Origin of the sequence: Micromonospora cremea (assembly GCF_900143515.1) — a bacterium.
Lineage (GTDB): Bacteria > Actinomycetota > Actinomycetes > Mycobacteriales > Micromonosporaceae > Micromonospora > Micromonospora cremea.
Genome location: NZ_FSQT01000002.1, coordinates 1,753,202 through 1,777,607 on the forward strand (window position 1 = coordinate 1,753,202; position 24,406 = coordinate 1,777,607).

Consider the following 24,406-nt stretch of genomic DNA (forward strand, 5'->3'; position numbering starts at 1 on the left):
GGGTGGGGGCGGGGGCGTCGTCAGCACGCCACGAGGTGGCTCAGCTGGTGGCGAAGGCGCCGTCCGACGAGAAGATCAGGCCCACGCTGATGGCGCCGGTGCGCAGCCCGTTCTTGGTCAGCGGGCCGCCCTGGTCCAGTGAGGAGAACGAGCCCACCGACAGCCCGTACGTCTTCTCCAGGCCCGGCTTGCAGAACGGGCGCTGCTGGCACTCCGGCGGACCGCCCAGCACGGTCGCGTTGCCCGAGCACTTCGCGGCCAGCTCGGACAGGGTCCGCACGCCGTACTTGTCGGCGAAGGCCTGCGTGACCGCGAAGGCGTTCTGGTTCTGTGCGGCGGCCGCGGTGCCGAAGGTGATGCCCACCTTGTCGCCTTCGGCCTTCAGCGCGGTCACGGTCTTGTTGATGTCGGGCGAGGAGACCGGCTGGGCGTTGGGGCCGTTGGCCTTGGTGTTGAGGAACTCCGCCATGGTCGCCGCGTACTCCGGGACGACCTGGACCTCGCCCTTCTCCAGCGCCGGCTCGTAGAGCTCCCGGTTGCCGATCTGCTGCACCTTGACCTGGTAGCCGGCGGCGGTGAGCGCGATCCGGTACAGCTCGCCCAGGGTCTGGCTCTCGGCGAAGTTGCCGGCACCCACCACGATCTCGCCGCCCGGGCCCTTGGCGATGCCCGCGGTGACGTTGTTGGCCGACGCGAACTCCTCGGCCGCCACCTTGGGGGTCTTGCGGTCGTCGGTGACGGCCTTGTTGAGCTGGATCAGCTTCGGCGTGTCGAGCGCGGCCGAGACCTTGTCCAGCGCGGCGATCAACTGCGGGTTGGAAACCTTGCTGTTGACCGCCGGGATGACGTTGTCGGAGTTCTGGAGCTTCTTGTCGTCCTGCAATGCGATGAGCTGCTGCCCGGCGACCGGGGCGCACCCGGCCCCGGAGGCGCCCTGCTGAGGAGCGTCGGTGCCGGACGAGCCGGCATCACCACACCCGGTCAGAAGCCCTGCCGCGGCGACGACGCCGATCGCGCCGATCGCCAGACGTGTACGTGCGCGCATGTGCCCGCCTTCCGTGTCCCGGCGCGACCCAGTCCGGGCCGGCCGCGTGTCCGACGGGCGATCCTGACTGTCGGCCGCCCGCGAATGTCCACCCAACATCCTCCGCGACCGACCGACAACCTGAGGTGGAGTTCGTCACCGCATCGTCACCGGCCGGCTCGCTGCCGGTGGCCGGGCCCGCGACCGCTCACCCGAACGGGTCGTCCGTCGGACGAGCCGGGGCAGATCAGGCGCGGCCGGTGGCGTCAGCGGGCCGGGGCCGCCCCGCGCGCTGCCGGTCGCGCCGCAGCGGACGGGGGGTGATCAGCCGTTCGACGCCGCCCAGGACCACCTCGGCCAGCAACGCGAGCCCGGCCACCAGCACGCCGCCGGCCAGGATCTGACCCCCGCCCACCGCGATGCTGAGGCCGAAGCCGGTACGGATGATCTCGCCGAGGCCGCCGCCGTTGACGAACGACGCCAACGCGGTGGTGGCGATCACCTGCACGGCGGCGGTCCGGAACCCGGCGGCCAGGTAGGGCACCGCGAGCGGCAGTTCCACCCGCCGCAGCACCTGCCCGCCGGACAGACCCATCCCGCGGGCCGCGTCGAGCGCCTCCAGGTCCGCCTGGCGTACGCCGGTGTAGGCGTTGGCCAGCAACGGCGGAACGGCGAAGACGGCCAGCGCCACCACCACCGGCGTGCGGCCGAAGCCGAGGAACGTCAACGGCAGGATGGTCAGCAGCGCGAGGGTGGGGATGGCCAGGGTGGCGTTGGACACCAGCACCACCAGGCCACCACCCCGCCCGGTGTGCCCCAGCCAGAGTCCGAGCGGCCAGGCCACCAGGCAGCCGAGCGCCACCGCTGCGGCGGAGATCTCCAGGTGCTCGCCGAGCCGGTCCAGGATGCCGCCGGGGTTGGTCCAGTTCAGCGGGTCGTTGAGCCACATCACCGCCTGCTGCACCGGGCTCGCTGCGGCACTCACCGGACGCCCCGGGCGGACCAGGGGGTGACCAGCCGGCCGACCAGGACCAGCAGCAGGTCCAGCAGCACCGCGAGCGCCACGCAGAGCACCGTGCCGGTCATGATCTCGGCCTTGTAGAGATTGTTCTGGAAGCCCGCGAAGATCAGCTGACCGAGCCCGCCGTGCCCGACCAGCACCCCCACGGTGACCAGCGCGACCGTCGACACGGTGGCCAGCCGCAGCCCGGTCATGATGCCCGGGATCGCCAGCGGCAGGTCGATCCGGAACAGCCGGCGCCACCGGCCGTAGCCCATCCCCTCGGCGGCATCGCGGACCTCGGGCGGCACCTGGTTGAGCCCCGCCACCACGTTGCGGACGATCAGCAGCAGCGCGTACAGGACCAACCCGACCAGCACGGTGGTGGCGCCGGTGCCCAGGTAGGGCGCGACGAACGCGAACAACGCCAGCGACGGAATGGTGTAGATCACGCCGGTGACGCCGAGGATCGGCCCGGCCAGCGGGCGGAACCAGTACGCGACCACGGACAACGGCAGGGCGATCAGCACCGCGATCAGCACCGCGCGCCCGGTGAGGGAGGCGTGTTCACCCACCGCCGCGAGGATCGTGTCAGAGTTGTCCCGCACGTACTGCCAGGAGAACCAGGGGTTACCCGGGTCGGCCCGGTAGCTCAGGCGGAAGGACATACGTGGACGTTACCCCGGAGGCTGCCGGCGGGGCCGAAGCCCCTCGCGCAGCGTCGATCTCCCTTCAGGGCATCCAGAAGCGCTACCCGAACGGCACCGAGGCCGTCCGGGAACTCAGCCTGGAGGTCAAGGCCGGCGAGCTGGTGGTGCTGATCGGCCCGTCCGGCTGCGGCAAGTCGACGGTGCTCCGCATGGTCAACCGGCTGATCGAGCCGACCGCCGGGCGGATCATGCTCGGTGACGAGGACGTCACCGACGTCGACCCGGTGCGGCTGCGCCGCCGGATCGGCTACGTGATCCAGAACGTCGGGCTGTTTCCACACCAGACGGTCCGGGCGAACGTGGCCACCGTGCCCGGGCTGCTCGGCTGGTCCCGTGACCAGACCCGGGCCCGGGTCGACGAGCTGCTCGAGCTGGTCGGGCTGGACCCGGCCCAGTTCGGCCGCCGCTACCCGCACGAACTGTCGGGTGGGCAGCGGCAGCGCGTGGGGGTGGCTCGTGCGCTCGCCGCCGACCCCGTGGTGCTCCTGATGGACGAGCCGTTCTCGGCCGTCGACCCGATCGTCCGGGCCCGCCTCCAGGAGGAGTTCCTCCGGCTCCAGGCCGAGGTCCGCAAGACGATCCTGCTGGTCACCCACGACCTCGACGAGGCGGTCCGGCTCGGCGACCGGATCGCGGTGCTCTCCCACGGCGGACGCCTGCAGCAGTACGACACCCCGGCCGCCCTGCTCGGCGAGCCCGCCACCCCGTTCGTGCGCGAGTTCGTCGGAGCCGACCGGGGCATCCGCCGGCTGGCGGTCACCCAGCTCGACCGGGACGCGCTGGAGCCGCTGCCCGGCGACGCCGAGACGGACCTGCCCACGGTGCCGCTGGACGGCTCCGCGTACGACGCGCTGGCGGTGCTGCTCACCTCGGGGCGGGACCGGCTCGTGGTCACCGACGACGGCCGACCCGTGGGCGCGCTCAGCCGGCAGCGCCTGCTCGACCTCGGCCGCGTGACGGGCTGACCGCCCGGCTCGACCGGTCCGGTCAGGCCCGACCGCCGAGGCTGGCGGTGCCGATGATCCAACCGGAGAGGAAGCCGTAGCCGGCGCCGCTGCTGGCATCCTGCAACGCGCCCAGCAGCGACGGGTCCGGGCCGAACGGCGCCGCCAGCACGGCGGCGAGCCCACCGGCGAGCACGTAGGCGGCCCAGCCGGAGAAGAACTGGCTGACCGAGCCGGGCACCCGGGCCACCTGGGCGGCGGGCAGCAGATAGAGCAGGGCCACCGCGATGGCCACCAGCAGGACGGCCCGCAGGTCGGCGGCGAGCAATCCGCCGGGCTGCCCGTCCGCGTCCAGCCGCCAGGCAGGCCAGGCGAGCAGGCGCAGGTAGTAATCGCCGGCCGACGCCGGGTCGGCTCGCGTACCGGCCCATCCGGTGTACGCCGGGCTGCCGCAGATGCCGACCAGCAGCAGCACGGCGAGCGCGCCGGTGCCGGCGGCCGTCCCGTAGCGGCTGACCGGGCCGCGGCGATGGAAGAGCCCCATGATCCGCCCAGGGCCCGAGCCGACCGACCGGGCGGACCTGGGCTGCCCCGACCGGCTCAGTGCTTCAACAGGTAGTCGATGAAGGCGGCCCGCAGCAGCGGCTCCGACTCCTCGTAGCCGTGACCGGTCAGCTCCCGCCACAGCGCGTTGGCCTCGTCGATGATCGGACCGATCGAGTTCGGCGCGCCGTCCAGCACCGTCGCCTCGTCCGCGTTCGGCAGGTGCCGCAGCACCGACCAGTAGAAACCCACGTCACGGTGCTCCCGGGCGCGGGCGAACGCCCGCTCCCGCAGCTCCTCGGTGGACAGCGTGTCGAGCTCCTCGAACGAGGTTCCGCCGGGGGTGGCGGCAGGTGTGTCGGTCATGCCGCCGAGCCTAACGGTCGAGATCAGCTCCGGCTCGGCGGACGCGACACGGCTCACCGCTCACCGTCTTCCCACCGGCGCGGGCTGTCCTCCCAGCGCGGATCCCGCCACGGGTCGACCGGTTGCGGCGCGGCCGGCGTCTGCAGGGTGGGGGGCCAGGTGTCGACCGGCTGCGACCGTGGCATCGTCCAGCCCGTGCTGATCGTGCCGTCGCCGACCGGCTCGGACTTGTCGGTGCTGTCCGGCCGGGGCCGTCCGTACGTCTCGACCAACCGGGTGACCAGCAGTCCGACGCCGAGCGCGACCCCGCCGACCGTCCAACGGTCAACCGTCCAGCCGCGCGCCCGCGCGTACGCCTGGAAGACGATGACCAGGCACACCGCCAGCAGGGTGCCGAACAGACCACCCCGACGGCCGTACGCGCTGGTGCCGGCGAGCAGGGCCACCCCGATCGCCAGCACCGTCCAGTCCAGCCCCGGGGCGGGCGTGACCGTCCCCGAGCCGTTGGCCGCGAGCAGCACGCCGGCGAGGGCGGCGAGCACGGTGGAGCCGACCAGCGCGAGCGCGGTGACCACGGCAGCCACCACTCCCCGGCGACGGGCCGGATCGGTGACCGGCCGGTACCGGCCGACCAGCCGGCGGATCGCCCGGATGGCGCCGAACAGCCCGCCGAGGACCGCCACCGCGGCGAAGCCGGCCAAGAGGTAGCCGGCGCTCCGCCCGGGGTCGTAGTCGCCCTGCACCAGCACGGGCGCCGACCGGCGTTCGATGTACACCACCACCCCGGCCGCGCCGGCGAGACTGGCTGCCCAGCCCGGCACGTGCAGCACCACCACGGCCAGCGCCAGCGCCAGCCCGCCCAGCGCGGCGGCCGCGACGGCCGGGCCGACGGACTCCGCCAGACCCTGGTCCCCCTGCTCCGCGTAGTGCAGCGCGGCGGCGACCGCGACCGGCCCGACAGCCAGGTTCGGGGCGGCGGTACGCAGGCTCAGCCCGGCGGCGAGGGCGAGCAGCCCGAGCCCGACCAGGCCGACCAGCAGGGTGCGCAGGTTGTCGCCGCGCAGCACGTCCGAGTCGGCCCGCCAGAGCAGCCAGCCCAGAGTGGCGAGACCACCCAGCAGCAGGATCTCCCACACCAGGTGCACGCCGACCCGGTCCCGGCCGGGCTCACCTTGGCTGGGGTCGTCGAAGACGTGCTCCAGAACGGCGGCGGGCACCCCGGACGAGGGCTCGACCGACCCTTCCCGGCCCGCTTCTTCGTACCCCATGACGCCGCCTCCCCAGTGGCCGGCCGTCCCCGCCCCGGTTCGCGGACGGACCGGGGCGGCCATTGCTCTCCGATCGCAGGCACCGTACCCGCGCCCGGAGCCGGGCGTAACCCCCTGTCAGCGCTGGCCGGGGTGGCTCTCCCGCTGGTCTGGCTCACGCTCGTCGTCCGGGCGCTCCGGCACCCGGCAGGAGCGCTCGAGCCAGAGCGCGGCGCCCACCAGCGCCAGCGAGGCCAGCAGGCCGCCCCCGGCGGCCGGTCGATCCTCCGTGGCGGCCCGGGTGGTCTCGACGAAGAGCCAGCCGGTGAGCCCGGCGTAGAAGCCGGCGAAAATGGCCGCGGCCAGCGCCGACGCCTTGGCCAGCACCACGAACCGGGCGACCATCAGCGGGTTGACCGGATCCCGGCCGGGCTTGCGCTCGATCCGGGCCCGGGTGTTGACCGCGGCGTACGCCTCCAGCACGGCGAGCGCGGCCAGTGTCACCACCGGCAGCCAGGGCAGCCGGGGGATGCCGCTGTAGTAGAGGGTGCTAATCAGCAGCCAGGCCACCGCCGCCGCGGCCAGGGCGGCCACGACCAGGGTGGAGATCCGGGTGGGGCCCACCCGCGACCGGTCCGGGCCCGGCCCGCCCGGTGGTGGGGACTTCGCCTGCGTCATGCCGGCCGGCTCCGCTCGGTCATGCCGTCGACTCTAACGCCAGTTCCGGTCGGGGGCGCAGATCCAGCGCGTCGTCGGCGGCCGGGCCGGCGGTCAGCAGGTCGGTGAGCCAGCCGTGACCGGGCAGCCGCCCGTACGGCTGGATGTCGATCCACGGTCGCAGCACGAAGGCGCGCAGGTGCGCCCGGGGATGCGGCAGGGTCAGCTCGGGGTCGTCGCTGAGCACCGGCTCGTCGTCGTCGCCCCAGACCGCGATCACGTCCACGTCGAGGGTGCGCGGCCCGAACCGCCGCTGCGGGTCACGGACCCGGCCGGCCGCGCGCTCCGCGGCCCGCGCCCGCTCCAGCCAGTCGCGTGGGGTCGCGGCGTCGTCCTGGGCCAGCAGCACCGCGTTGAGGTACGCGGGCTGATCGGCGTCGCCCCACGGTGGAGTCTCGTACACGCCGGAGAGCACCAGCACGCTGTCGCCGAGCGTGGCGACGGCCGTCCGCAGGTGGCCCAGCCGGTCGCCCAGGTTGCTGCCGAGCGAGAGCACGGCCCGGGTCACCGGGCACGCGCCCGGGTCATGGTGACGGCCACGTCGGTGAAGGTGTGCGGCACCGGCGCCTCCGGCTTGTGCACGGTGACGGTGGCGTTGACGACCCGCTCGTCGGCCAGGCAGACCGCGAGCAGGCGGTCAGCGAGGGTTTCGATCAGGTTGACCGGCTCGCCGGTCACCACCGCGACCAGACGCTCGGCCAGCTCGCCGTAGTGGACGGTGAAGGTGACGTCGTCGCTGGCGGCGGCCGGGGCGAGGTCCAGTTCCAGCACGGCGTCGACGACGAAATCCTGCCCCTGGACCCGTTCGAAGTCGTACACCCCGTGCCGCCCCCGGGCCCGCAGGCCGGTCAGCTGGATCCGGTCCATCATCGCTGCACCTCTCGCTCGCGCCCGGCGGGGGCGGGGGCCATACGCGGACTGCCGGTGGCGACCCAGACGGCGAGCGCGTCGGTGGTGGCCTGGACGTCGTGCACGCGTACCCCCCAGGCGCCCGTCGCGACCGCCAGCACGCTGGTGGCGACGGTGGCCGCCTCCCGCTGCGCGGTGGGTCGCGGCGTCCCGTCCGAGCCGGCGAGCAGTCGGCCGAGGTAGGACTTGCGGCTGGCGCCGAAGAGCAGCGGGTACCCGAGGTCGAGCAGCTCCGGCAGGCGGGCGCTCAACTCCCAGTTGTGCGCGGCCGTCTTGGCGAAGCCGAGGCCGGGATCGATGACGATGCGGTCGGCGGCCACTCCGGCGGCCAGCGCCGCGTCGATCCGCTGGGCCAGCTCGGCCCGCACGTCGGCCACCACGTCGGTGTAACTGGCCAGCTCGCGCATCTCTCGGGAGTGGCCACGCCAGTGCATCAGCACCCAGGGACAGCCGGCGTCGCGGACCACCCGGGCCATGTCCGGGTCGGCCAGCCCGCCGGAGACGTCGTTGACGACAACCGCGCCGGCACCCAGGGCGGCCTCGGCCACCCGGGCGCGGCTGGTGTCGATGCTGACCGGCACGCCGGCGGCGGTCAGCTCGCGGATGACCGGCAGCACCCGGTCGGCCTCGGTCGCCGCGTCGATCCTTTCGGCGCCCGGTCGGGTCGACTCACCGCCGACATCGACCAGGTGCGCTCCCGCAGCACGCAGACGGACGCCGTGTCCGACGGCCGCACCCAGGTCGGCGTACCGTCCGCCGTCGGAGAAGGAGTCCGGCGTGACGTTGAGGACGCCCATCACCACCGGGCCCGGGGCCCGCACCAGATCGGTCACGACTAGACGGTACCGGTCGTGGCGGTCGGCCCGGCCGACCCGGGTCCGCCCCCGAGTCACCATCCCTGACGTGCGCATTGGAACAGGTGTACGATCGGTCGTCCGGGCAGTATCGGGCAGTCCCTTCGCGGCTTGTCGCAATCCGGGGCGGGCCGTACGCTTTGGAATTGGCCAGCATCGAGATGGCGAAGCCTGGAGGGAGGGCCGAAGCGGGGAAAAACCGGCCAAAGCTCACCACTCTCCGTGGTGAGTAACGAACGCAGGGTCGAGAACGCTGCGCCCTGTGAGCACATTTCCCGCCAGGCTTGCCTATTGCACCGCCGCGGCACCGCCGGCCGCGATATGGGGAGGTTCCAGTGATCGCCTTCGAGCTCATGGAGACGGCGTCGTCCGGCGTCGCCCACGCGCTCTCCACCCTGGCGTCGACTCCGCTCGCCGAGCCGGCACCGAAGGGGATCGACACCAACAGTGTGGTCACCTTCTTCGCCAGCAAGATCGCGCCGATCCTGCTCGCCGTCCTGGGCGTCATCTTCATCGGGCGGGCCAGCCGGGGCGAGATCTCCAAGGTGCTGACCAGCTCCGCGATCGCGATCGTCGGGCTGGCCTTCATCGCGGGCGCGGCCACACTCTTCTTCGTCGGCGATTACCTGATCGACCTGATCTTCGAATAGGCGCGTTCCCAGATGCGGCTGCGCACCGACGACGACATCTACCGGGCCCGCCTGGTCTACCTCGGGCCGCCCGGCTACACCCTTCCGGTCCACCTGCCGTACGCCCAGTACGGGCTCTTCATGCTGCTCGTCCCCCTCTACATGTTCATCCACTGGCTCTTCACGCTGACGGTCGAGCTCTTCCCGGCCTGGGAGATCGCGCTCGCCATCGTGACCACGTCGTTCATTTTCCGGCACGTCGACCCGGACCGGCCGGCGCGGGTGGTCATCCGCACCGCGCTGACCGACTGGCGACGCACCCGGGAGCCGGCGATCGAGCAGCGCGACCCGCGCCTGGTCGGCAGCCGGATCAGGATCCGGGAGGAGCTGGCATGACCGGGCGTACGCCGATCGGGCCGTCGCACGACGCGGGTGAGGCGGTCGCATGAGTCGCTCTTCCACGCCGGGTTCCCCGGCCGGCCGTCCGGCCGTGCCGGCAGGTCACCGTGCGCAGTCGTTTGACTACACCGAATCCGAGGACGAGGTGGCGCTCGATCCCGCGCTGGTGACCTCGCCCGGGCATGGTGCGGTCGGGGTCTTCCAGGCCCCCCGGCCGGTGCCCCGCCGGACGCCGCCTGCCGAGCCCAGCGCGGTGTCCGGCGAGAACGCCGACATCGACTCCCCGTTCCTGGATCTCTTCGGCGCGTCCCGGCCCGGCGCGACGCGTGCCGTGCCGGCCGGCCCGGCGCAGCGGGAGCAGCCGGCGATCCCGCAGCAGCAGCACGCCACCGAGCCGACCCGGCCGGCCCCCCGGGTGCCGGACCGGGCACCCGACCTGGCACCACCCTGGACCCCCGACGACGCGTCCACCAGCAGCGGGGCGCCCGTCGAGCCGCGGCGCGGCGGCGGCAACCCGGCCGCCGAGTCCCGGGTGCCGCACCAGGCCGGCGACCGGCTGCCGATGCTCCGGCCACCGGCCGAGCCCGAGCCGATCGCCGGGGCTGCGCCGACGTCGTCGTCGAGCACCGATGCGACGACCCGACCGTCCAGCGCCGGGCCGGCGGGCCGGCGGGCGATACCAGCGGCCGGGCCGGCCAGCGCCGCCCCGACGGACCGGCCAGCCCTGGAGCGCGCGCCGCGCCGCGCCACCGGGACCGACCCGGCACGGCCGGGACCGGTCGGCGCGGAGCCGACCGGGCGCGAGATCGCCCCACCCCGACAACGGGCCGTGAGCCGGCAGGACCGGCCGACCCGGCCCGCCCGGGTCCGCGCCCCGAAGATCAAGTTCGGGGACCGGGACCCATCCGTCGAACTGGCCATCACCGAGATCGCCGGGCACCTGACCTTCACCCCGAACACGGTCACCGCCTGGTACTGGCTGCCCGAGGTGCGCTGGGCGTTCCGGCCGGACGCCGAACGCGAGGCGCTGCTCTCGGCGATCTCCGAGCAGTACGCCGGCCTGGCCGGCTTCCGGCTGCACCTGCGCCGCACCACCCGGCCGTTCCCCGCCGACGAGTGGGCCCGCACCATCGACGCGCACACCCCGGCACCGCTGCCCGACGTGCCCGGCACCACCGGCTGGGCCGACCACCTGGTCGCCGCCCAGCGGCACCTGATGGCGGTCAACCACGCCGAGGGGCAGACCTACCTGGGGGTCACCTTCGCCCGCCGGTCACTCGGTGACTCGCTCACCGAGCGGTTGCTGCGCACCTTCGGGCGCGGCACCGCCGACGGCGAACGCCGCAAGCTGGGCCGCACCGTGGAGCAGTTCGACGAGGTGCTCGGCGCGTTCGGCATGCGCGGCCGGCGGGTCACCGCCCAGGAGCTGGAGTGGTTGCTCTACCGCTCGGTGGCGCTGTGCATGGCACCTCCGGGCACGCTCTCCCCGGTGACCAACGGTCGCTGGGAGCGCGGTGACCTGCTCGCCCTGACCGAGCAGGTCGAGCGCTACCGCACCCCGTACGGCTCGACCGTGAAGCTCGTCAACCGGATGACCGGCGAGGAACGGCACGTCGCCGTACTCGCCGTCGGCCGGATGGAGCCACTGGAGATCCCGGAACGGCACGAGCCGTGGCTGCACTTCCACGAGCGGTTGCAATGGCCGATGGAGATCTCCACCCGGGTCGACATCCTCGGCTCCGGCGACTCGTTCCGCAATCTCGAACACCGGCTGCGGATGATCCGCTCCCAGCAACTCGACTACGCCGAGCACGGCATCGACGCGCCACCCGAGTTGGAGCGGCTGGCCAAGCGGGCGCTGGTGATCGGCGACGAGATGACCACCGGGCTGCCGGTCGACTCGGCCCGCGCCCACGGCTGGCACCGGATCGCGGTCGGCGGCCGGACCCGGGAGGAGTGCCTGGAGCGAGCCCGCCGGCTCATCCAGCTCTACTCCCGGGAGCTGCGCATCTCGCTCCAGCACCCGAAGAACCAGGACTGGCTGGCCCGCGAGTTCATCCCCGGCGAGCCGATCGCCAACACCGGCTACGTCCGTCGGATGCCGGTCCCGCTGCTCGCCGCCGCGCTCCCCCAGGCCGCCTCCAACGTGGGCGACCGGCGGGGTGACCTGATCGGCCGGACCGCGGGCACCTGCCGCCGCCCCGTCTTCCTCGACCTGCACTTCCCCATGGAGGTGCGGGAACGCTCCGGGCTCGCGGTCTTCGTGGCGGAGCCGGGCGGCGGCAAGTCGACCCTGCTCGGCGCGCTGGGCTACCTGGCCGCGCGTCGGGGCGTCCAGGTGACCCTGCTCGACCCGTCCGGGCCGCTGGCCCGCCTCTGCGCCATGCCGGAGCTGCGGCCGTACTCCCGGGTGCTGAACCTGACCGGCTCGGAGCACGGCACCCTGGCGCCCTACTCGCTCATCCCGACGCCGCTGCGCAGTGAGTTCGGCGCCGGCGCCTCCGGCGACCGGGAGTTCGAGATCGCGGTCTCCAATGCCCGGGCCGAGCGCCGGATGCTCGTCCAGGACATCTGCATGATGCTGGTGCCGCCGCAGGTGGCCCGTGAGGCGTCCACCGCCACCCTGTTCCGGCATGCGGTCCGCCAGGTTCCCGCCGAGGAGACGTCCACGCTGGACGACGTGGTGAGCTGCCTCGGGCAACTCGACGACGACGCCGGCAAGGAGCTGGCGAACCTCCTGCTGGACACCGCCGAGATGCCACTGGCCATGCTCTTCTTCGGCCGACCGCCGGAGGGGCTGCTCGGCGCCGACGCCGCGCTCACGGTGATCACCATGGCCGGGTTGCGGCTGCCCGACCTCAAGATCGAGCGCGAGTACTGGTCCGCCGAGGAGGCACTCGCCCTGCCGATGCTGCACACCGCGCACCGGCTCGCCGTCCGTCGCTGCTACGGCGGGTCGATGTCGTCGCGCAAGCTCGTCGGCCTGGACGAGGCGCACTTCATGGAGGGCTGGCGGTCCGGACGATCGTTCCTCGTCCGGCTCGCCCGGGACTCCCGCAAGTGGAACCTTGCCGCGCTGGTCGCCTCCCAGAACCCGCGCGACATCCTCGGCCTCGACGTGCAGAATCTCGTCTCCACCGTCTTCGTCGGCCGGATCGCCGAAGACGCCGAGATCGCCTCCGAAGCGCTGCGGCTGCTGCGGGTGCCGGTCAACGACGGGTACGAAGCCACCCTGGCCTCACTCTCCGCCGCCGACACCAGCTCGGCCGCCCGCCTCGGCTTCCGCGAGTTCGTGATGCGCGACGTCGACGGGCGGGTGCAGAAGGTCCGCGTCGACGTCTCGTACGTCGAAGGGCTGCTGGACCACCTCGACACGACGCCCGCTGCGATCGCCGCGGCGGCCGGAGTGCTGCCGAGCATCCCCCTGCCGGATCTGGAGGCGTGACATGGCTAGGGCCCGTGTCAAGGTCCTCGGTCGAGCCGTCTGGGCCCGCCGCAGGCCGACCAGGGGCCTTGACATGGGCCCTAGGGCCCGGGCACGGATCGCGTCGTTTCTGCTCGCCCTCGGCGTACTGGCCGGGGCCTCCCTCACCTGGCCGCTGATCGGCGCCGAGGCCGCTGCCGCCGCCCCGCCCGCCGCCCGGGCCCGGGCCGACCTCTGCACGACGCAGGAGTGGCAGGCCGACTTCCGGGCCTGCGTGGCGAAGCTCAAGGAGGTCAGCGAGGACGAGGTCACCTGCCGAAACGCACCGACCCCCGGCACTCCCGACTCGGGTCTCGCCGGCTGGTTCGCGGCAGCGCCACCGGCAGAGGCGGCGAACGGAGTCGCCGGCCGCTACAGCCTCTACGGCTACGCGGGTTACAGCTATACCACCTACGACATTGACGGTGGCTGCGCGTCAAGTGTGCTGCATCCGGATTACAAGTTCACGACGACCGTCGCCAACGGCGAATTTATGGTCGCCACAGCAGTTATCGGGGCCTCCAACGCGCTAAGAGAAAGGGCTTGGGACCCACGCTCCATGTGGGGTTGGGCCGACCCCTTGGTCGAGCAGGCGACCAAAGCCGTGTATCAGAAGGTGTTCAGCGTCTTCGGCATCATCACCCTTTGCGTCGTTGGACTCTACTTGCTGTGGCGCTCCCGCCAGTCGGACATGAGCAACGCCATGACCACCGCCGGTTGGGCTCTGTTCGTGATGGTTGCGGTCACCGCGTTGGCTGCCTGGCCGGTGAAATCAGCGAACATCGCCGACAGCACGCTGATAACCACCCTCGGCGTCGTACACGACGCAGTCGGCCCTCAAGCGAAGACTCCAGAGCCAGGTCGATGCATCGATCCCACTCGGTGCGAAGACCGACGCACTCCCGCAGCTCGCGCCAGCGACACGGCCACGGAAACGATGCTCTATCGGAACTGGCTCCGTGGAATCTTGGGTTCGTCAGACAGCGAGACCGCACGCAAGTACGGCCCCGCGCTCTACGATGCCAAGTCGCTCTCCTGGGAGGAGGCTCAGAAGCTGCGCGCCAACCCGGCCACCCGGGAGGCGACGATCAAGGCCAAGCAGCAGCAGTGGGCCCGGGTGGCTCAGCAGATCCAGACCGAGGACCCGGAGGCGTACGAGTACCTCCAGGGTGTGCGGGACATGGAGCGGGTGGGCGCTGGGTTCATCGCGGTGCTGGCGTCGGTGTTGTTCGCCATGTTCGATCTGACCGCGTCGCTGCTGGTCCTGCTGGGCTTCCTGATCTTCCGATGGGCGGTGATCGCGGCGCCCATCCTGGGCACCGTCGGTCTGCTCCGACCGGCGAGCGCCGGGCTGCGGCGGCTCGCGAACGCCGTGGTCGCCGCGGTCTTCAACATCGCCATCTTCGGCACCGGGGCGGCGATCTACCTGTTCGCGGTCGACCTGATCATGAGCACACCCACCCTGCCCGGCTGGCTCCAGGTGGTCCTGGTCTGGCTCTGCGGGGTGGTCGGTTGGCTACTGCTGCGGCCCTACCGGCGGATCACCCAGCTCGGCGGCAAGGACAGCAGCGAGGCGGTCAGTTCGGCCGGATCCTGGCACCGCCGGTTCTTCCGGGACATGCGGACCGCAGCGCGGCTGGACGTGGCGGAGCCGGGCGGCACGGCGGAGCCGGTGGGGGGCCGCCGCCGCTCACCAGTGGCGGAGCAGACCACGCTGCGCCCGGAGGCGCGGCGAGAAGACCCGGTCCTGGCACCGACCGCCCCGGTCGAGGGCCGGCGTTCCGACGCCCGACGTCCGGACGGTCAGGAACGCGCGGACGACGTGCCGAAGGAGGAGACCGGGGACCGGGACCGGCCGGTCGCACCTAAACCCCGTCGCCGACAGCCAGCGAGCTGGACCGAGCCGGACGTGCCGGCGGAGAACCCCTCGTTCGTGGTCTACCGACCCGGCTCCGCCGAGCGTGCGCCGGACCGCACCGGACCACGGGTGCGCACAGAGGCACGGTGACAGTGATGCGACCGGCTCTGGAGTTCCTGTTCACCCGGGTCCTGCGGTCCCGGCTGGGGGTGGCGCTGGTGATCGCGGTGCTCGTCTTCGGCGTGCTCGGCGCGGCCCGGCTGGTGTCCGGCCCCGCCGATCCAGCGGGGGGGTTGAGCAGTCGTCCGGACAGTCCGATCACCACCGTGGACCCGACGGCCGGCGACGATGGTGCGATCTCCACTGAAGCTCCGCCCTCGCCGGTGACCCGGCCGGGCGACCGCACGCCCGAGCAGACCGCCGACCGGTTCACCGCGGCCTGGATCGGTCGCCCCGGGATGACCGCCGAGCAGTGGCAGGCCGGCCTGCGACCGTTGTCCACAGCGGCGCTGACCGAGAAGCTGGCCGGCGTCGACCCCGCCGGTGTCCCGGCCGAGGAGGTCGCCGGCCCCCCGGCGGTGCGGGCGCGCACCGAGACGTTCGTCGAGGTGCTGCTGCCCCTCGACACCGGCCGGCTCCGGCTGGAGCTGGTCGCAGCGGATGACGGCTGGCTGGTCGACGTGGTGGATTGGGAGCGGCAATGAAAGCCGGCAGCGGCGCCGCCCTCCGCCGACCGGTACGGGTCGGTGTGATCGCCACAATCCTCACCGGGGTGCTGCTCCTGCTCTGCTGCACCGGGGGGACAGCGGCGTTCTTCCTCAGCGGACTCGGCGGAGAGGCGGAGGACGGGGACACGCTGGCCGGCTGGGGCTGCGGCCCGGTCCGCCCGGTGGACATCGCCGGCGAGTTGCCGCGGTTCACCGAGTACGGCGACGCGCAGGTCCGCAACGCCGCCATCATCATCAAAGTCGGTCAGGACCTGGGGGTGCCGTCGCGGGGCTGGGTGATCGCCCTGGCGACCGCGATGCAGGAGTCCGCCCTGCGCAACCTGGCGAACAGTGGCGTGCCCGCGTCACTGGCCCTGCCGCACGAGGGCGTCGGCGCCGACCATGACTCACTGGGCCTGTTTCAGCAGCGGCCGGGGTGGGGCACCGTCACCGAGCGGATGACCCCCGCGTACACGGCCCGCAAGTTCTACGAGAAGCTGGTCAAGATGCGGAGTTGGCAGCGCCGACCTCTCACGGTGGTGGCGCAGCAGGTCCAGATCAGCGCCTATCCGGACGCGTACGCCAAGCACGAGGAGTTGGCCAGCCGGATCGTCGACGCGCTGGCCGGTGGCGCGGCGCGCACGATCGAGATCAACGGCAAGGCGGTGTGCAACGCGGCCGAGCGCGGCCAGATCGCCGCCTCAGGCTGGACCGCTCCGATTCCGGGCGACGTCGGCTCCGGCTTCCGTACCAGCAGCCGACCCAGCCACAACGGGGTGGACATCGGGGCGGCCAAGGGCACCGAGATCCGTGCCGCCGCCGCCGGTCGGGTGCTGGTCGCCCGCTGCGACCCGGACGACCGCGGCCGGGAGGACTGCGACGTGGACGGGCACCCCGGCAAGGGCGGCTGCGGCTGGTTCGTCGACATGCTGCACGCCGGTGGCTACATCACCCGGTACTGCCACATGGTGGTCCGTCCCCGAGTGTCACCCGATCAGATCGTGCCGGCCGGCGAGGTGATCGGGCAGGTCGGCAGCAGCGGCAACTCGTCCGGCCCGCACCTGCACTTCGAGGTGCACCTGCGCAACGACCGCACCAGCCGCGGCGCGATCGATCCGGTCCCGTTCATGCGTGAGCGGGGCGCCCCGCTGCGCAGCGCGGAGTGAGGCCACCACGGGCATGACCGGACCGCTGCCGGACCCGTTCGCCGACCAGCCCGACTGGGCGCCTCGGCCACCCCGACCACTGGCGATCGTGCCGGCCACCGAACGGGTGGAGCTGCGCGGGCGACGGGTGCTGGTCGGGCTGCCGGGGCTGGGCTGGCGGGGCGACCTGCGCGCGGACGACCGGGTGGTGCAGGGCGCCCGGACCTATGTGCCAGTGATTCCCGAGCACGAGTGGTACCGAGCCGAGGCCGACCAGGTCGAGGTGTTCGCGCCGCTGGTGCCGGTCGATCGGGTCTGGGTGGAGACGGTCGGCGATCGGCCGGGGACGGGCGACACCCGGGGCAGCGGTATCCGGCTGGTCTCGCTGGACGGCCCGTCCCACCGGTCCCCCACACCGGTCTTCGAGGCGGATGCCGTCACCGGGCGCCGGGTGGTGCACGTCGATGGCGGTCTGGAGCACCGCGACCTGCGGGCGGTGACCGAGACCTACTCGGGTGCCGAGGGGGACATCTGCGTCCGGATCGCCCCCGAGGTGGAGTGGTACCGCTGGGCCTGGCGAGGCCAGTCACCCACAACTCTGGAGGTTCCCGTCCATCTGCTGTGGATCGAATGACGTTAACCTAGCTTGGCTCCACCACAGACACGCCAGCCTTCCTGCTGTTTGACATCGAACTGCCACCTGTCAGTCACGCTCTGCTGGACTCCATCGACAGTGGCGCTGCGTCGAATGCCCGTCACAACCGAAGCAGCATTACCCTGCCTGCTGACGTCGAGGCTGCCCCAACTGACCAAGATGGTGACTCCGAGTTGCTGCTCGCGTGCAACCAAGTCAGTCCGTAGCGATCGAAGCGCCTCCAACTCTGTACCGGCCTTACAGGTGAAGAGATCAGCTCTCGTGTCGTTCCGATCTACGAGCAACGCCCGCAAATAGTTGTCAACGACCACATCGGGCGCGCTGCGGTCCGGGGCGGCAGCCCGGTTGTAAAGCACCACCCCTGCGATGATCCCGCTCACCAACAGCAGGGCGAGCACGCCCCCGACCACCGTCAGCACGGTCCGCGCCCGGCGGCGTGGCCGCTGCGGCGCTGGCGCGGCCGGGGCCGGCGGCAGCTGCTCGGACGGCGTCCGCTGGGCCGGTACGCGGGAGACCTGGGAACCGGCGGGGGGCTGCACTGATTCCACCTCCTGAAGCTAACGGCTGGACGCCCCGGAGCCAATGCCTCAAGTCCAGCGGATCGTGACGGACCCCTCCCCACCGGTGACATCCCCGACAACACCGGCGCAGCGCCGTGGCACCTCCCGGAGGAGCGGCCCCGGCTGGGATACCGTCTCTGCTCAGGGAGGGGTTGCCAACCTCGGGCAGAGGGGGTGGACGCGGTGGCCGGTCCGAAGGCACGCACGAACCGCGCCGCAGCCCTGCACCGTCGGGCTGCGGCCGTCGCGACCGCCGCGGCCGGCATCCTCGACGAGACCCGGCCGGCTCCCGCCGATCAGCGCCGCCAGTACGAGGTGGCCGACCGGTTGCGGGCGGTCGCCGCGCGGCTGGCCGCGGGATGGTCGGGGGCCGCCCTGGACTCGCTCACCGTGGACTCGCCGGCTGGCGACGGCCCGCCGCCCTTCGTGCGGGTCGGCACCGCGGCGCCGTTGGACGACGCCCGCTTTCCCGCGCTGGTGCCGCTGGTGGGCACCGGGCACCTGAGTGTGGACGCCGACGCCCGGGAACCTCGGGTGGCTGGGTTGCTTCGGGCTGTGCTGCTGCGGTCGCTGGCGGCGGCACCGGCGGGTGCCCTGCTGGTACGCGCGGTGGACGCCAGGGCGAGCGTCCTCACCCCGTTCGGGGCGCTGGCGGACGCTGGCCTGTTGCCGCCACCGGCGGTTGACGTGGCAGGTCTGCGCGCGGTGCTGACCGAGGCGGAGCAGTGGGTCACGCCGGGGGCGAGCGGACGACGCCGGCATGACCGGACGCTGCTGCTGGTGGTCGCCGCGCTGCCGGAGTTGACCGGCCCGACCGACCTGGCACGGATCGAGGCGTTGGCCGAGCAGGGGCCGGCGGCCGGGCTGCACCTGGTGGTGGCCGGCTGGCCGCCCGCCGGCCCGTATGCGGCCCGTGGACCACTGCCGCGCGCCACCCCGCTGGTGCTGCGCAACGCGTACGCGCTGCTCGGTGACCCGCCGGGGGCGTCCTTCGCCAGCCCTGGCGCCGACCCGCCGGGCGGGCTGAACTCGCCGGTCTTCGTCGAGGCGGACCCGCCGGCCGACCTGGTCGACGCGGTCTGCCGGCGGCTCGCCGCGCAGGTGGAGGCGGGTTCCCGGTTGGCCCTGGCGGATCTGCTGCCGGCAACGGGTGAGCGGCTGTGGGAGTCGGATCCCGCGGAGGGGTTGACCACCACGGTCGGTGACGCCGGGGGTCGCCCAGTGCCGCTGGGGTTCACCGAGCTGACCCCGCACTGGCTGGTCAGCGGCCGATCCGGTGCGGGCCGCGCGGCGTTCCTGACCACCGCGCTGCTCGGGCTCGCGGCCCGGTACGGCCCGGACGACCTGGCGCTCTACCTGGTGGATCTGGGCGACGGCGAGTCCTTCGTGGAGTTCCTCCAGACCGAGCGGGACCGGTCCTGGGTCCCGCAGGTGCGGGCGGCCGCGATGGCCGCCGACCGGGAGTACGTCCGGGACCTGCTCGATCAGTTGACGGTCGAGGTGCAGCGCCGGGCCGAGGCCGGCGGGCGCGCCGGTGGGCAACGCTTCGCGGAGCTGCGCCAGCACCGGCCGCTGCCCCGGATCGTGTGCGTGCTGGACAATCTGCCGCTGATCTTCGCCGAGCGGGACCGGCTGGCCGCCGAGGTGGCCGCCCAGCTGGACGGGCTGGCCCGCGCCGGCCGGGCGTACGGCGTGCACCTGGTGCTGGCCGGCGCGGGCGAGCTGGGGCTGAGTGGCCGGGCGGACACCGGGCATCGGGATTCGGTGCTCGGCCAGTTCCCGGTGCGGGTGGCGCTGCCGGGTGGCGGCCCGGTGCTGGAACCGACCAACGATTCAGCCGCCGGCCTTCCGGTGGGCAGCGCGGTGGTGAACACCGCTGGCGGGCTCGGCGGCCCCCGGGGCGCGATCCGAGGTCACGAGCGGCTGATCCGTCACCCGGATCCGCAGGACCACCCGGAGGTGGTGGATCGGCTGCGGCACGAGCTGTGGACGGCACGCCCGGCGGGGTCGGTGCCGCCGGTGGTGTTCGCTGGGTATGCCCGTCCGTCGCTGGGCAACGATCCGCGACACCGGGCGGCGTTGGCCGGCCAGGCGCACGGGCCGGCCGCTCTGCTCGGCCGGGCGGTGGACGTGGCCCGCTCGACGGTCGCCGTACCGCTGGGGCCGGTGGCGGGGCGCAACCTCGCGGTGCTGGGATCCGGCCCGGCGGCCGGCGGGCTGCTGGCGACGGCGGCGCGCAGCACGGCGGATCACCACTCGCCGGGCACCGCCCGGTTCCTGGTGGCGGCACCGGACCCGGGTTCCCGGCCGCTGGCGGAGGCGTTGGCGGCCGAGCTGGCCGTCCGCCATCCGGCCACCATGGTGGACCTGCCGACGCTGCTCGCGGACACGGACGGGGAGCTGCCTACCTACCTGGTCGTCTTCGGCTTGGACCGGCCGGGGCCCCGTGAGCTGCCGGTGGACCGGCTGCGCGCGCTGATGCGGGACGGGCCGCCGTCGGGTCGGCACCTGCTGGGCTGGTGGCGGGCGGTGCCACCGTTCGCCGCGTTGCTGGAGCCGGAGGGCGAGGTGGACAAGCTCGCAGCCGTGGCCGTGCTGGACGTGCCGGCCGCCCAGCTCGCCGCGGTCTTCGGTCGGCCGGTGGAGTGGCGGGCCCGTCCCGACCGGGCGGTGCTCTGGGACGGACCGGACGAGCGGGGCACGGTCCTGGTGCCGTTCGCCGACGAGGCCGGGTGATCCGGCGGTGCGCGCGGGGGGTGTCGGGATGGGTTCGAACGCGACGGTGACCGGGCCGGGACGGCAGCGGGCCGCCGACCCGGACGGGGACGTCGCGCCGGCGGGCGCCGAGCCCACCACGGCCTGGTCGGAGTATCTCGCCGCGGCCCGTCAGCTGGACGGGGTACGCCGTAGCGCGGCGGCCGCCGCCGGTGAGCAGGCCCGGTCGGCGGAGGCCGCCCGGGAGGAGCTGACGGTGGTCCGCACCGGGCTGGCGAGCCAGCAGGAGCGGCTGCGTGAGCTGGGCGTACCGGCGATCTCGCTGGTGCCGTCCCCGCCGGAGCTGACCGAGGCGGCCCGGTCGATGGCGGGCGGCCCCGCGGCCGTGCTGGCGGCGCTGCGGGCCGCGCGGGGGTGGGCCGAGGCGGCCGAGGCGGCGCTGGCCGCGGGTGGTCGGTTCCGCCCGGGGTCCTGGCCGGCGCGGGGACGCAACATCCTGGTGTACGGGCCCCTGGCGCTGCTGGTGCCGCTGATCCAGGTCGTGGTGTTCGGGGCGACCGGAACGGGCCCGGCCAGTGTGGCGGCGTTGATCTGCGGGCTGCCGATGCCGGCGGTCGCCTTCGTCGCTGGCTGGGTGGGCATCGGTCGGGCGTTCCGCGCCGGCCCCGGCGAGCGGCTGGACCGTACGGTGCGCTTCGGTGCGCTGGTCTGCCTGGTGCCGGCGGTGCTGGTGACGGCCGGCCTGTTGCTGGCCCTGCTGGCCGGCTGACCGACCGCACCGATCAGGAGCCGGGCAGGTCGGCGGATGGATCGGCCGGGGTACGGCGAGCCCCGGAGACGCAACAGCCGGCCGCCCGGGGTGGGTCGGCCGGCCGATAACGCGTCCGGGTGTCAGCGGGGGATGATCAGCGCCATCGCCTCGGCCCGCGACTTTGGGTCGTGCTGCAGGGTGCCGCGCACGGCCGACGTGATGGTCCTGGCACCCGACTTCTGGATGCCGCGCATCGCCATGCACATGTGCTCGCAATCCAGCACGACGACGACGCCCCGCGGGGCGAGTTTGCTCATCAGCAGATCGGCGACCTGCGAGGTGAGCCGCTCCTGCACCTGCGGCCGGCGGGCGAAGACCTCGACCAGCCGGGCCAGCTTGGACAGGCCGGTGATCCGTCCGTCCGGGCCGGGGATGTAGCCGATGTGCGCGCTGCCGCGGAACGGCAGCAGGTGATGCTCGCAGAGGCTCATCACGTCGATGTCCCGGACGATCACCAGCTCTTCGTGGTTGGCCTCGAAGGTGGTGCTGAGCACCTGGGCCGGGTCGACCCGCAGGCCGGCGAAGAGCTCGGCGTACGCCCGGGCGACCCGGGCCGGCGTCTGCTGGAGCCCGTCGCGGTCCGGGTCCTCCCCGACCGCGATCAGGATCTCCCGGACCGCCTTCTCGATCCGACCCAGGTCGATCGCGTCCTCGACCGGGCGGCCGGTCAGCTTGCCGCTGATCAGCCGTGCGGCCACGTAGTCCAGCCCGTCGTCGCCGTCGGGCTCGGTCGCGGAGACGGCCAGCTCCCGGTGAGGGGAGCTGGCCGTCGGGTCGCTGCTCAGTGCGTGCCGTCCGAGTTGTTGGACGAGGCGCCGCCGACCGACGCCTGCGCGCCGTCGGCCTGGGCCTGCGCCTTGAGCGCGTCCTTCTCCGCTGGGGTGAGCACGGGCGGCTCGGTGGAGGGCTGGCGCTTGCCGAAGCCGTTGTACGGAGCCAGCGGCGGGCGCTTGACCACCCGCGCGCAGATCCGGGCCATGTCGGCGGTGGAGAGGGTTTCCTTCTCCATCAGCTCGAGCACGATGTTGTCCAGGACGTCCCGGTACTCGACCAGGATCTCCCAGGCCTCGTCGTGCGCCAGCTCGACCAGCGCCCGCATCTCGCCGTCGATCTCGGCAGCCACCGAGTCCGAGTAGTCCCGCTCGTGGCCCATGTTGCGGCCGAGGAACGGCTCGTCCCCGCTGGTGCCGTACTTGATCGCACCGAGCTTGGAGCTCATGCCGTACTGGGTGATCATCGCGCGGGCCAGCTGCGTGGCCTTCTCGATGTCGTTGCCGGCTCCGGTGGTGGGCTCGTGGAAGACCAGCTCCTCGGCGGCCCGACCGCCCAGCGCGTACGCCAGGGTGTCGATCATTTCGGCGCGCGTCTGGGTGTACTTGTCCTCGGTCGGCAGCACCAGGGTGTGGCCCAGCGAGCGGCCACGGGACAGGATCGTCACCTTGTGCACCGGCGCGGCGTGCGGCAGCGCCCAGGCGACTAGCGCGTGCCCACCCTCGTGGTACGCGGTGATCTTCTTTTCCTGGTCACTCATCACCCGGGTCCGCCGCTGCGGACCGGCGACCACCCGGTCGATCGACTCTTCGAGCGAGTCGTTGGTGATCGCCCGCTGTTCCTTGCGGGCGGTGAGCAGGGCCGACTCGTTGATCACGTTGGCCAGGTCGGCGCCGCTGAAGCCAGGGGTACGCCGGGCCACGGCGTCGAGGTCGACGTCGGGCGTGAACGGCTTGCCCTTGGCGTGCACCCGCAGGATGGCCTTGCGGCCCTCCATGTCGGGGGCGTCCACCGGGATCTGCCGGTCGAACCGGCCCGGGCGCAGCAGCGCGGGGTCGAGGATGTCCGGCCGGTTGGTGGCCGCGATCAGGATCACGCCGCCCTTGGTGTCGAAGCCGTCCATCTCGACGAGCAGCTGGTTGAGCGTCTGCTCGCGCTCGTCGTGACCGCCACCCATGCCGGCGCCACGGTGCCGGCCGACGGCGTCGATCTCGTCGACGAAGACGATCGCCGGGGCGTTCGTCTTGGCCTGCTCGAACAGGTCACGGACCCGGCTGGCGCCGACACCGACGAACATCTCGACGAAGTCGGAGCCGGAGATCGAGTAGAACGGCACCCCGGCCTCGCCGGCGACCGCGCGGGCCAGCAGGGTCTTGCCGGTGCCGGGCGGGCCGAACAGCAGCACGCCCTTCGGGATCTTGGCGCCCAGGGCCTGGTACTTCGCCGGGTTCTGCAGGAAGTCCTTGATTTCGTACAGCTCCTCGACGGCCTCCTCGGCACCCGCGACGTCCGCGAAGGTCGTCTTCGGAGTGTCCTTGGTGATCATCTTCGCCTTGGACTTGCCGAAGTTGAGCACCCGGGAGCCGCCGCCCTGCATCTGCGACATGAAGAACAGCAGCAGGAGCACGAGCAGCGCGATCGGCAGCAGGTTGACCAGCAGGCTCACCCAGATGCTGTCCGACGAGACCTTGGCGTCGGCCGGGCCGGTGACCCGGTTGTTCGCTTTGGCGTCCAGCACCTCGTTCCAGACCTGGTCCCCAACCTGGTACGGGAACTGGGCCTCGATCTTGTTGGTGGTGGTCTCGCCGAACTTCGTCTTCTGGGCCAGGTCCAGCTGGAGCGTCTGCTCCTTGTCCTGGAAGACGACCTTATTGATCTTGGCGGTGTGGAGCTGGTCGAGCGCAACGGAAGTGTCCACGCGGTGGTAGCTGGGACCAGCGGTGAACAGCTGACTGAGCACAACGGCGCCGAGGATGACCAGGATGATCCAGACCACCGGTCGGCGGAAGAAACGCGTACGTTCCATACTGTTGTCGAGCGCCGGAGCGCCCGCATCCTCCTGATCGACGTCCTGACCGTCTGATGGTGTCGCCGCGGTTGTGCGGCGGCCGGAGCCGCCGTGCGGGCCGGCCTCGACCCCGAGACGCGAAAACTGCCGCGCCGCGGTCATTCGACGGTACACCGTGCACGCGAGGAGTGAGCTTGCGAGCCCCGCACTCGGCACACCTTCGCCATCGACGGCGCGCACCGTGGGCAGGCTCGCCAGCCCTCACCGAAACGTACGGCGGGTCCGGGCAGAAGCCGGCGTGGCGGAGAGTCCGGCCCGACCACCCGAACGCCCGGTCACGCGATCGAGGGGGTCGGGCGCGGAGTAGCCTC

At 72.8% G+C, this 24,406-nt stretch carries 23 protein-coding genes; 10 read left to right on the forward strand and 13 right to left on the reverse strand.

The window, feature by feature from the left end; all coding sequences use genetic code 11:
- Positions 1–40: 40 nt before the first annotated feature.
- The 3 genes from BUS84_RS21575 to BUS84_RS21585 form a co-directional block, all read right to left on the reverse strand.
- Positions 41–1,045 (reverse strand): glycine betaine ABC transporter substrate-binding protein, encoded by a 1,005-nt coding sequence (locus tag BUS84_RS21575; protein WP_074315103.1) that lies wholly within the window; start codon positions 1,043–1,045, stop codon positions 41–43.
- Between the two features lie 226 nt (positions 1,046–1,271).
- On the reverse strand, positions 1,272–1,973 hold the full coding sequence (locus BUS84_RS21580) for an ABC transporter permease (protein ID WP_074318986.1): 702 nt from the start codon (positions 1,971–1,973) through the stop codon (positions 1,272–1,274).
- A 32-nt stretch (positions 1,974–2,005) separates the two neighbouring features.
- Positions 2,006–2,692, reverse strand: a complete 687-nt coding sequence (locus BUS84_RS21585; RefSeq protein ID WP_074315105.1) for an ABC transporter permease — start codon at positions 2,690–2,692, stop codon at positions 2,006–2,008.
- A 2-nt stretch (positions 2,693–2,694) separates the two neighbouring features.
- On the opposite strand from BUS84_RS21585, the gene BUS84_RS21590 reads away from it, so the two are divergent.
- Positions 2,695–3,699, forward strand: coding sequence for an ABC transporter ATP-binding protein (locus BUS84_RS21590; RefSeq protein ID WP_074315107.1), 1,005 nt, complete (start codon positions 2,695–2,697; stop codon positions 3,697–3,699).
- 22 nt (positions 3,700–3,721) lie between these two features.
- On the opposite strand, the gene BUS84_RS21595 is transcribed toward BUS84_RS21590, so the two are convergent.
- The 7 genes from BUS84_RS21595 to folP form a co-directional block, all read right to left on the reverse strand.
- Positions 3,722–4,222 carry a hypothetical protein gene (locus tag BUS84_RS21595; protein ID WP_074315109.1) on the reverse strand — a complete coding sequence of 167 codons (501 nt, stop codon included), beginning with the start codon at positions 4,220–4,222 and terminating at the stop codon, positions 3,722–3,724.
- Between the two features lie 56 nt (positions 4,223–4,278).
- Entirely contained in the window at positions 4,279–4,587 is a 309-nt protein-coding gene (locus BUS84_RS21600; protein ID WP_074318987.1) for a hypothetical protein, read from the reverse strand.
- Between the two features lie 53 nt (positions 4,588–4,640).
- Positions 4,641–5,855: an ABC transporter permease gene (locus BUS84_RS21605; protein ID WP_074315111.1), complete on the reverse strand. Its 1,215-nt coding sequence runs from the start codon at positions 5,853–5,855 to the stop codon at positions 4,641–4,643.
- A gap of 117 nt (positions 5,856–5,972) precedes the next feature.
- A complete protein-coding gene (locus BUS84_RS21610; protein ID WP_074315112.1) occupies positions 5,973–6,512 on the reverse strand; it encodes a DUF3180 domain-containing protein in 540 nt (179 codons plus the stop codon).
- A gap of 19 nt (positions 6,513–6,531) precedes the next feature.
- Complete coding sequence (folK, locus tag BUS84_RS21615) at positions 6,532–7,059, reverse strand: 2-amino-4-hydroxy-6-hydroxymethyldihydropteridine diphosphokinase (protein ID WP_074315114.1); 528 nt, start codon at positions 7,057–7,059, stop codon at positions 6,532–6,534.
- The gene (folB, locus tag BUS84_RS21620) at positions 7,056–7,421 is read right to left on the reverse strand and encodes a dihydroneopterin aldolase (RefSeq protein ID WP_074315116.1); all 366 of its coding nucleotides are present in this window, start codon (positions 7,419–7,421) and stop codon (positions 7,056–7,058) included. Before folB ends, folK begins: the two co-directional genes overlap by 4 nt.
- Positions 7,418–8,293, reverse strand: a complete 876-nt coding sequence (folP, locus tag BUS84_RS21625) for a dihydropteroate synthase (protein ID WP_074318988.1) — start codon at positions 8,291–8,293, stop codon at positions 7,418–7,420. Before folP ends, folB begins: the two co-directional genes overlap by 4 nt.
- Positions 8,294–8,649: 356 nt before the next feature.
- Here folP and BUS84_RS21630 point away from each other — a divergent pair, with 356 nt between their 5' ends.
- From BUS84_RS21630 to BUS84_RS21660, 7 genes are all read left to right on the forward strand, one after another.
- The gene (locus BUS84_RS21630; protein ID WP_074315118.1) at positions 8,650–8,964 is read left to right on the forward strand and encodes a hypothetical protein; all 315 of its coding nucleotides are present in this window, start codon (positions 8,650–8,652) and stop codon (positions 8,962–8,964) included.
- A gap of 12 nt (positions 8,965–8,976) precedes the next feature.
- Positions 8,977–9,339 carry a hypothetical protein gene (locus BUS84_RS21635; protein ID WP_007466101.1) on the forward strand — a complete coding sequence of 121 codons (363 nt, stop codon included), beginning with the start codon at positions 8,977–8,979 and terminating at the stop codon, positions 9,337–9,339.
- 49 nt (positions 9,340–9,388) lie between these two features.
- Positions 9,389–12,787: an ATP-binding protein gene (locus tag BUS84_RS21640; RefSeq protein WP_074315120.1), complete on the forward strand. Its 3,399-nt coding sequence runs from the start codon at positions 9,389–9,391 to the stop codon at positions 12,785–12,787.
- 73 nt (positions 12,788–12,860) lie between these two features.
- Positions 12,861–14,813 carry a hypothetical protein gene (locus BUS84_RS21645; RefSeq protein ID WP_074315122.1) on the forward strand — a complete coding sequence of 651 codons (1,953 nt, stop codon included), beginning with the start codon at positions 12,861–12,863 and terminating at the stop codon, positions 14,811–14,813.
- Positions 14,810–15,367 carry a hypothetical protein gene (locus tag BUS84_RS21650; protein WP_074315124.1) on the forward strand — a complete coding sequence of 186 codons (558 nt, stop codon included), beginning with the start codon at positions 14,810–14,812 and terminating at the stop codon, positions 15,365–15,367. Before BUS84_RS21645 ends, BUS84_RS21650 begins: the two co-directional genes overlap by 4 nt.
- A complete protein-coding gene (locus BUS84_RS21655; protein WP_074315126.1) occupies positions 15,364–16,536 on the forward strand; it encodes a M23 family metallopeptidase in 1,173 nt (390 codons plus the stop codon). The genes BUS84_RS21650 and BUS84_RS21655 overlap by 4 nt, the downstream gene beginning before the upstream one ends.
- Before the next feature lie 13 nt (positions 16,537–16,549).
- On the forward strand, positions 16,550–17,149 hold the full coding sequence (locus BUS84_RS21660; RefSeq protein ID WP_074318989.1) for a hypothetical protein: 600 nt from the start codon (positions 16,550–16,552) through the stop codon (positions 17,147–17,149).
- A gap of 2 nt (positions 17,150–17,151) precedes the next feature.
- Here BUS84_RS21660 and BUS84_RS21665 read toward each other — a convergent pair whose 3' ends face one another.
- Positions 17,152–17,709, reverse strand: coding sequence for a hypothetical protein (locus tag BUS84_RS21665; protein ID WP_074315129.1), 558 nt, complete (start codon positions 17,707–17,709; stop codon positions 17,152–17,154).
- A 195-nt stretch (positions 17,710–17,904) separates the two neighbouring features.
- Between BUS84_RS21665 and BUS84_RS21670 the strand changes: the two genes are divergently transcribed.
- Both BUS84_RS21670 and BUS84_RS21675 read left to right on the forward strand, forming a co-directional pair.
- On the forward strand, positions 17,905–20,466 hold the full coding sequence (locus BUS84_RS21670; protein WP_074315131.1) for an FtsK/SpoIIIE domain-containing protein: 2,562 nt from the start codon (positions 17,905–17,907) through the stop codon (positions 20,464–20,466).
- Between the two features lie 28 nt (positions 20,467–20,494).
- Positions 20,495–21,214, forward strand: a complete 720-nt coding sequence (locus BUS84_RS21675) for a hypothetical protein (protein ID WP_074315133.1) — start codon at positions 20,495–20,497, stop codon at positions 21,212–21,214.
- A gap of 122 nt (positions 21,215–21,336) precedes the next feature.
- Here BUS84_RS21675 and folE read toward each other — a convergent pair whose 3' ends face one another.
- Positions 21,337–22,002, reverse strand: a complete 666-nt coding sequence (gene folE / locus BUS84_RS21680) for a GTP cyclohydrolase I FolE (protein ID WP_074315136.1) — start codon at positions 22,000–22,002, stop codon at positions 21,337–21,339.
- A 35-nt stretch (positions 22,003–22,037) separates the two neighbouring features.
- The gene (gene ftsH, locus BUS84_RS21685) at positions 22,038–24,053 is read right to left on the reverse strand and encodes an ATP-dependent zinc metalloprotease FtsH (protein ID WP_074318990.1); all 2,016 of its coding nucleotides are present in this window, start codon (positions 24,051–24,053) and stop codon (positions 22,038–22,040) included.
- Positions 24,054–24,406 lie beyond the last annotated feature (353 nt).

Excerpts from the sequence above, each read along its gene's own strand:
- BUS84_RS21575 (WP_074315103.1), bottom strand. The coding sequence starts at position 1,045 with ATGCGCGCACGTACACGTCTGGCGATCGGCGCGATCGGCGTCGTCGCC.
- BUS84_RS21580 (WP_074318986.1), bottom strand. The coding sequence starts at position 1,973 with ATGTGGCTCAACGACCCGCTGAACTGGACCAACCCCGGCGGCATCCTG.
- BUS84_RS21585 (WP_074315105.1), bottom strand. The coding sequence starts at position 2,692 with ATGTCCTTCCGCCTGAGCTACCGGGCCGACCCGGGTAACCCCTGGTTC.
- BUS84_RS21595 (WP_074315109.1), bottom strand. The coding sequence starts at position 4,222 with ATGGGGCTCTTCCATCGCCGCGGCCCGGTCAGCCGCTACGGGACGGCC.
- BUS84_RS21600 (WP_074318987.1), bottom strand. The coding sequence starts at position 4,587 with ATGACCGACACACCTGCCGCCACCCCCGGCGGAACCTCGTTCGAGGAG.
- BUS84_RS21605 (WP_074315111.1), bottom strand. The coding sequence starts at position 5,855 with ATGGGGTACGAAGAAGCGGGCCGGGAAGGGTCGGTCGAGCCCTCGTCC.
- BUS84_RS21610 (WP_074315112.1), bottom strand. The coding sequence starts at position 6,512 with ATGACGCAGGCGAAGTCCCCACCACCGGGCGGGCCGGGCCCGGACCGG.
- folB (WP_074315116.1), bottom strand. The coding sequence starts at position 7,421 with ATGATGGACCGGATCCAGCTGACCGGCCTGCGGGCCCGGGGGCGGCAC.
- BUS84_RS21635 (WP_007466101.1), top strand. The coding sequence starts at position 8,977 with ATGCGGCTGCGCACCGACGACGACATCTACCGGGCCCGCCTGGTCTAC.
- BUS84_RS21640 (WP_074315120.1), top strand. The coding sequence starts at position 9,389 with ATGAGTCGCTCTTCCACGCCGGGTTCCCCGGCCGGCCGTCCGGCCGTG.
- BUS84_RS21645 (WP_074315122.1), top strand. The coding sequence starts at position 12,861 with ATGGGCCCTAGGGCCCGGGCACGGATCGCGTCGTTTCTGCTCGCCCTC.
- BUS84_RS21655 (WP_074315126.1), top strand. The coding sequence starts at position 15,364 with ATGAAAGCCGGCAGCGGCGCCGCCCTCCGCCGACCGGTACGGGTCGGT.
- BUS84_RS21660 (WP_074318989.1), top strand. The coding sequence starts at position 16,550 with ATGACCGGACCGCTGCCGGACCCGTTCGCCGACCAGCCCGACTGGGCG.
- BUS84_RS21675 (WP_074315133.1), top strand. The coding sequence starts at position 20,495 with ATGGGTTCGAACGCGACGGTGACCGGGCCGGGACGGCAGCGGGCCGCC.
- ftsH (WP_074318990.1), bottom strand. The coding sequence starts at position 24,053 with ATGGAACGTACGCGTTTCTTCCGCCGACCGGTGGTCTGGATCATCCTG.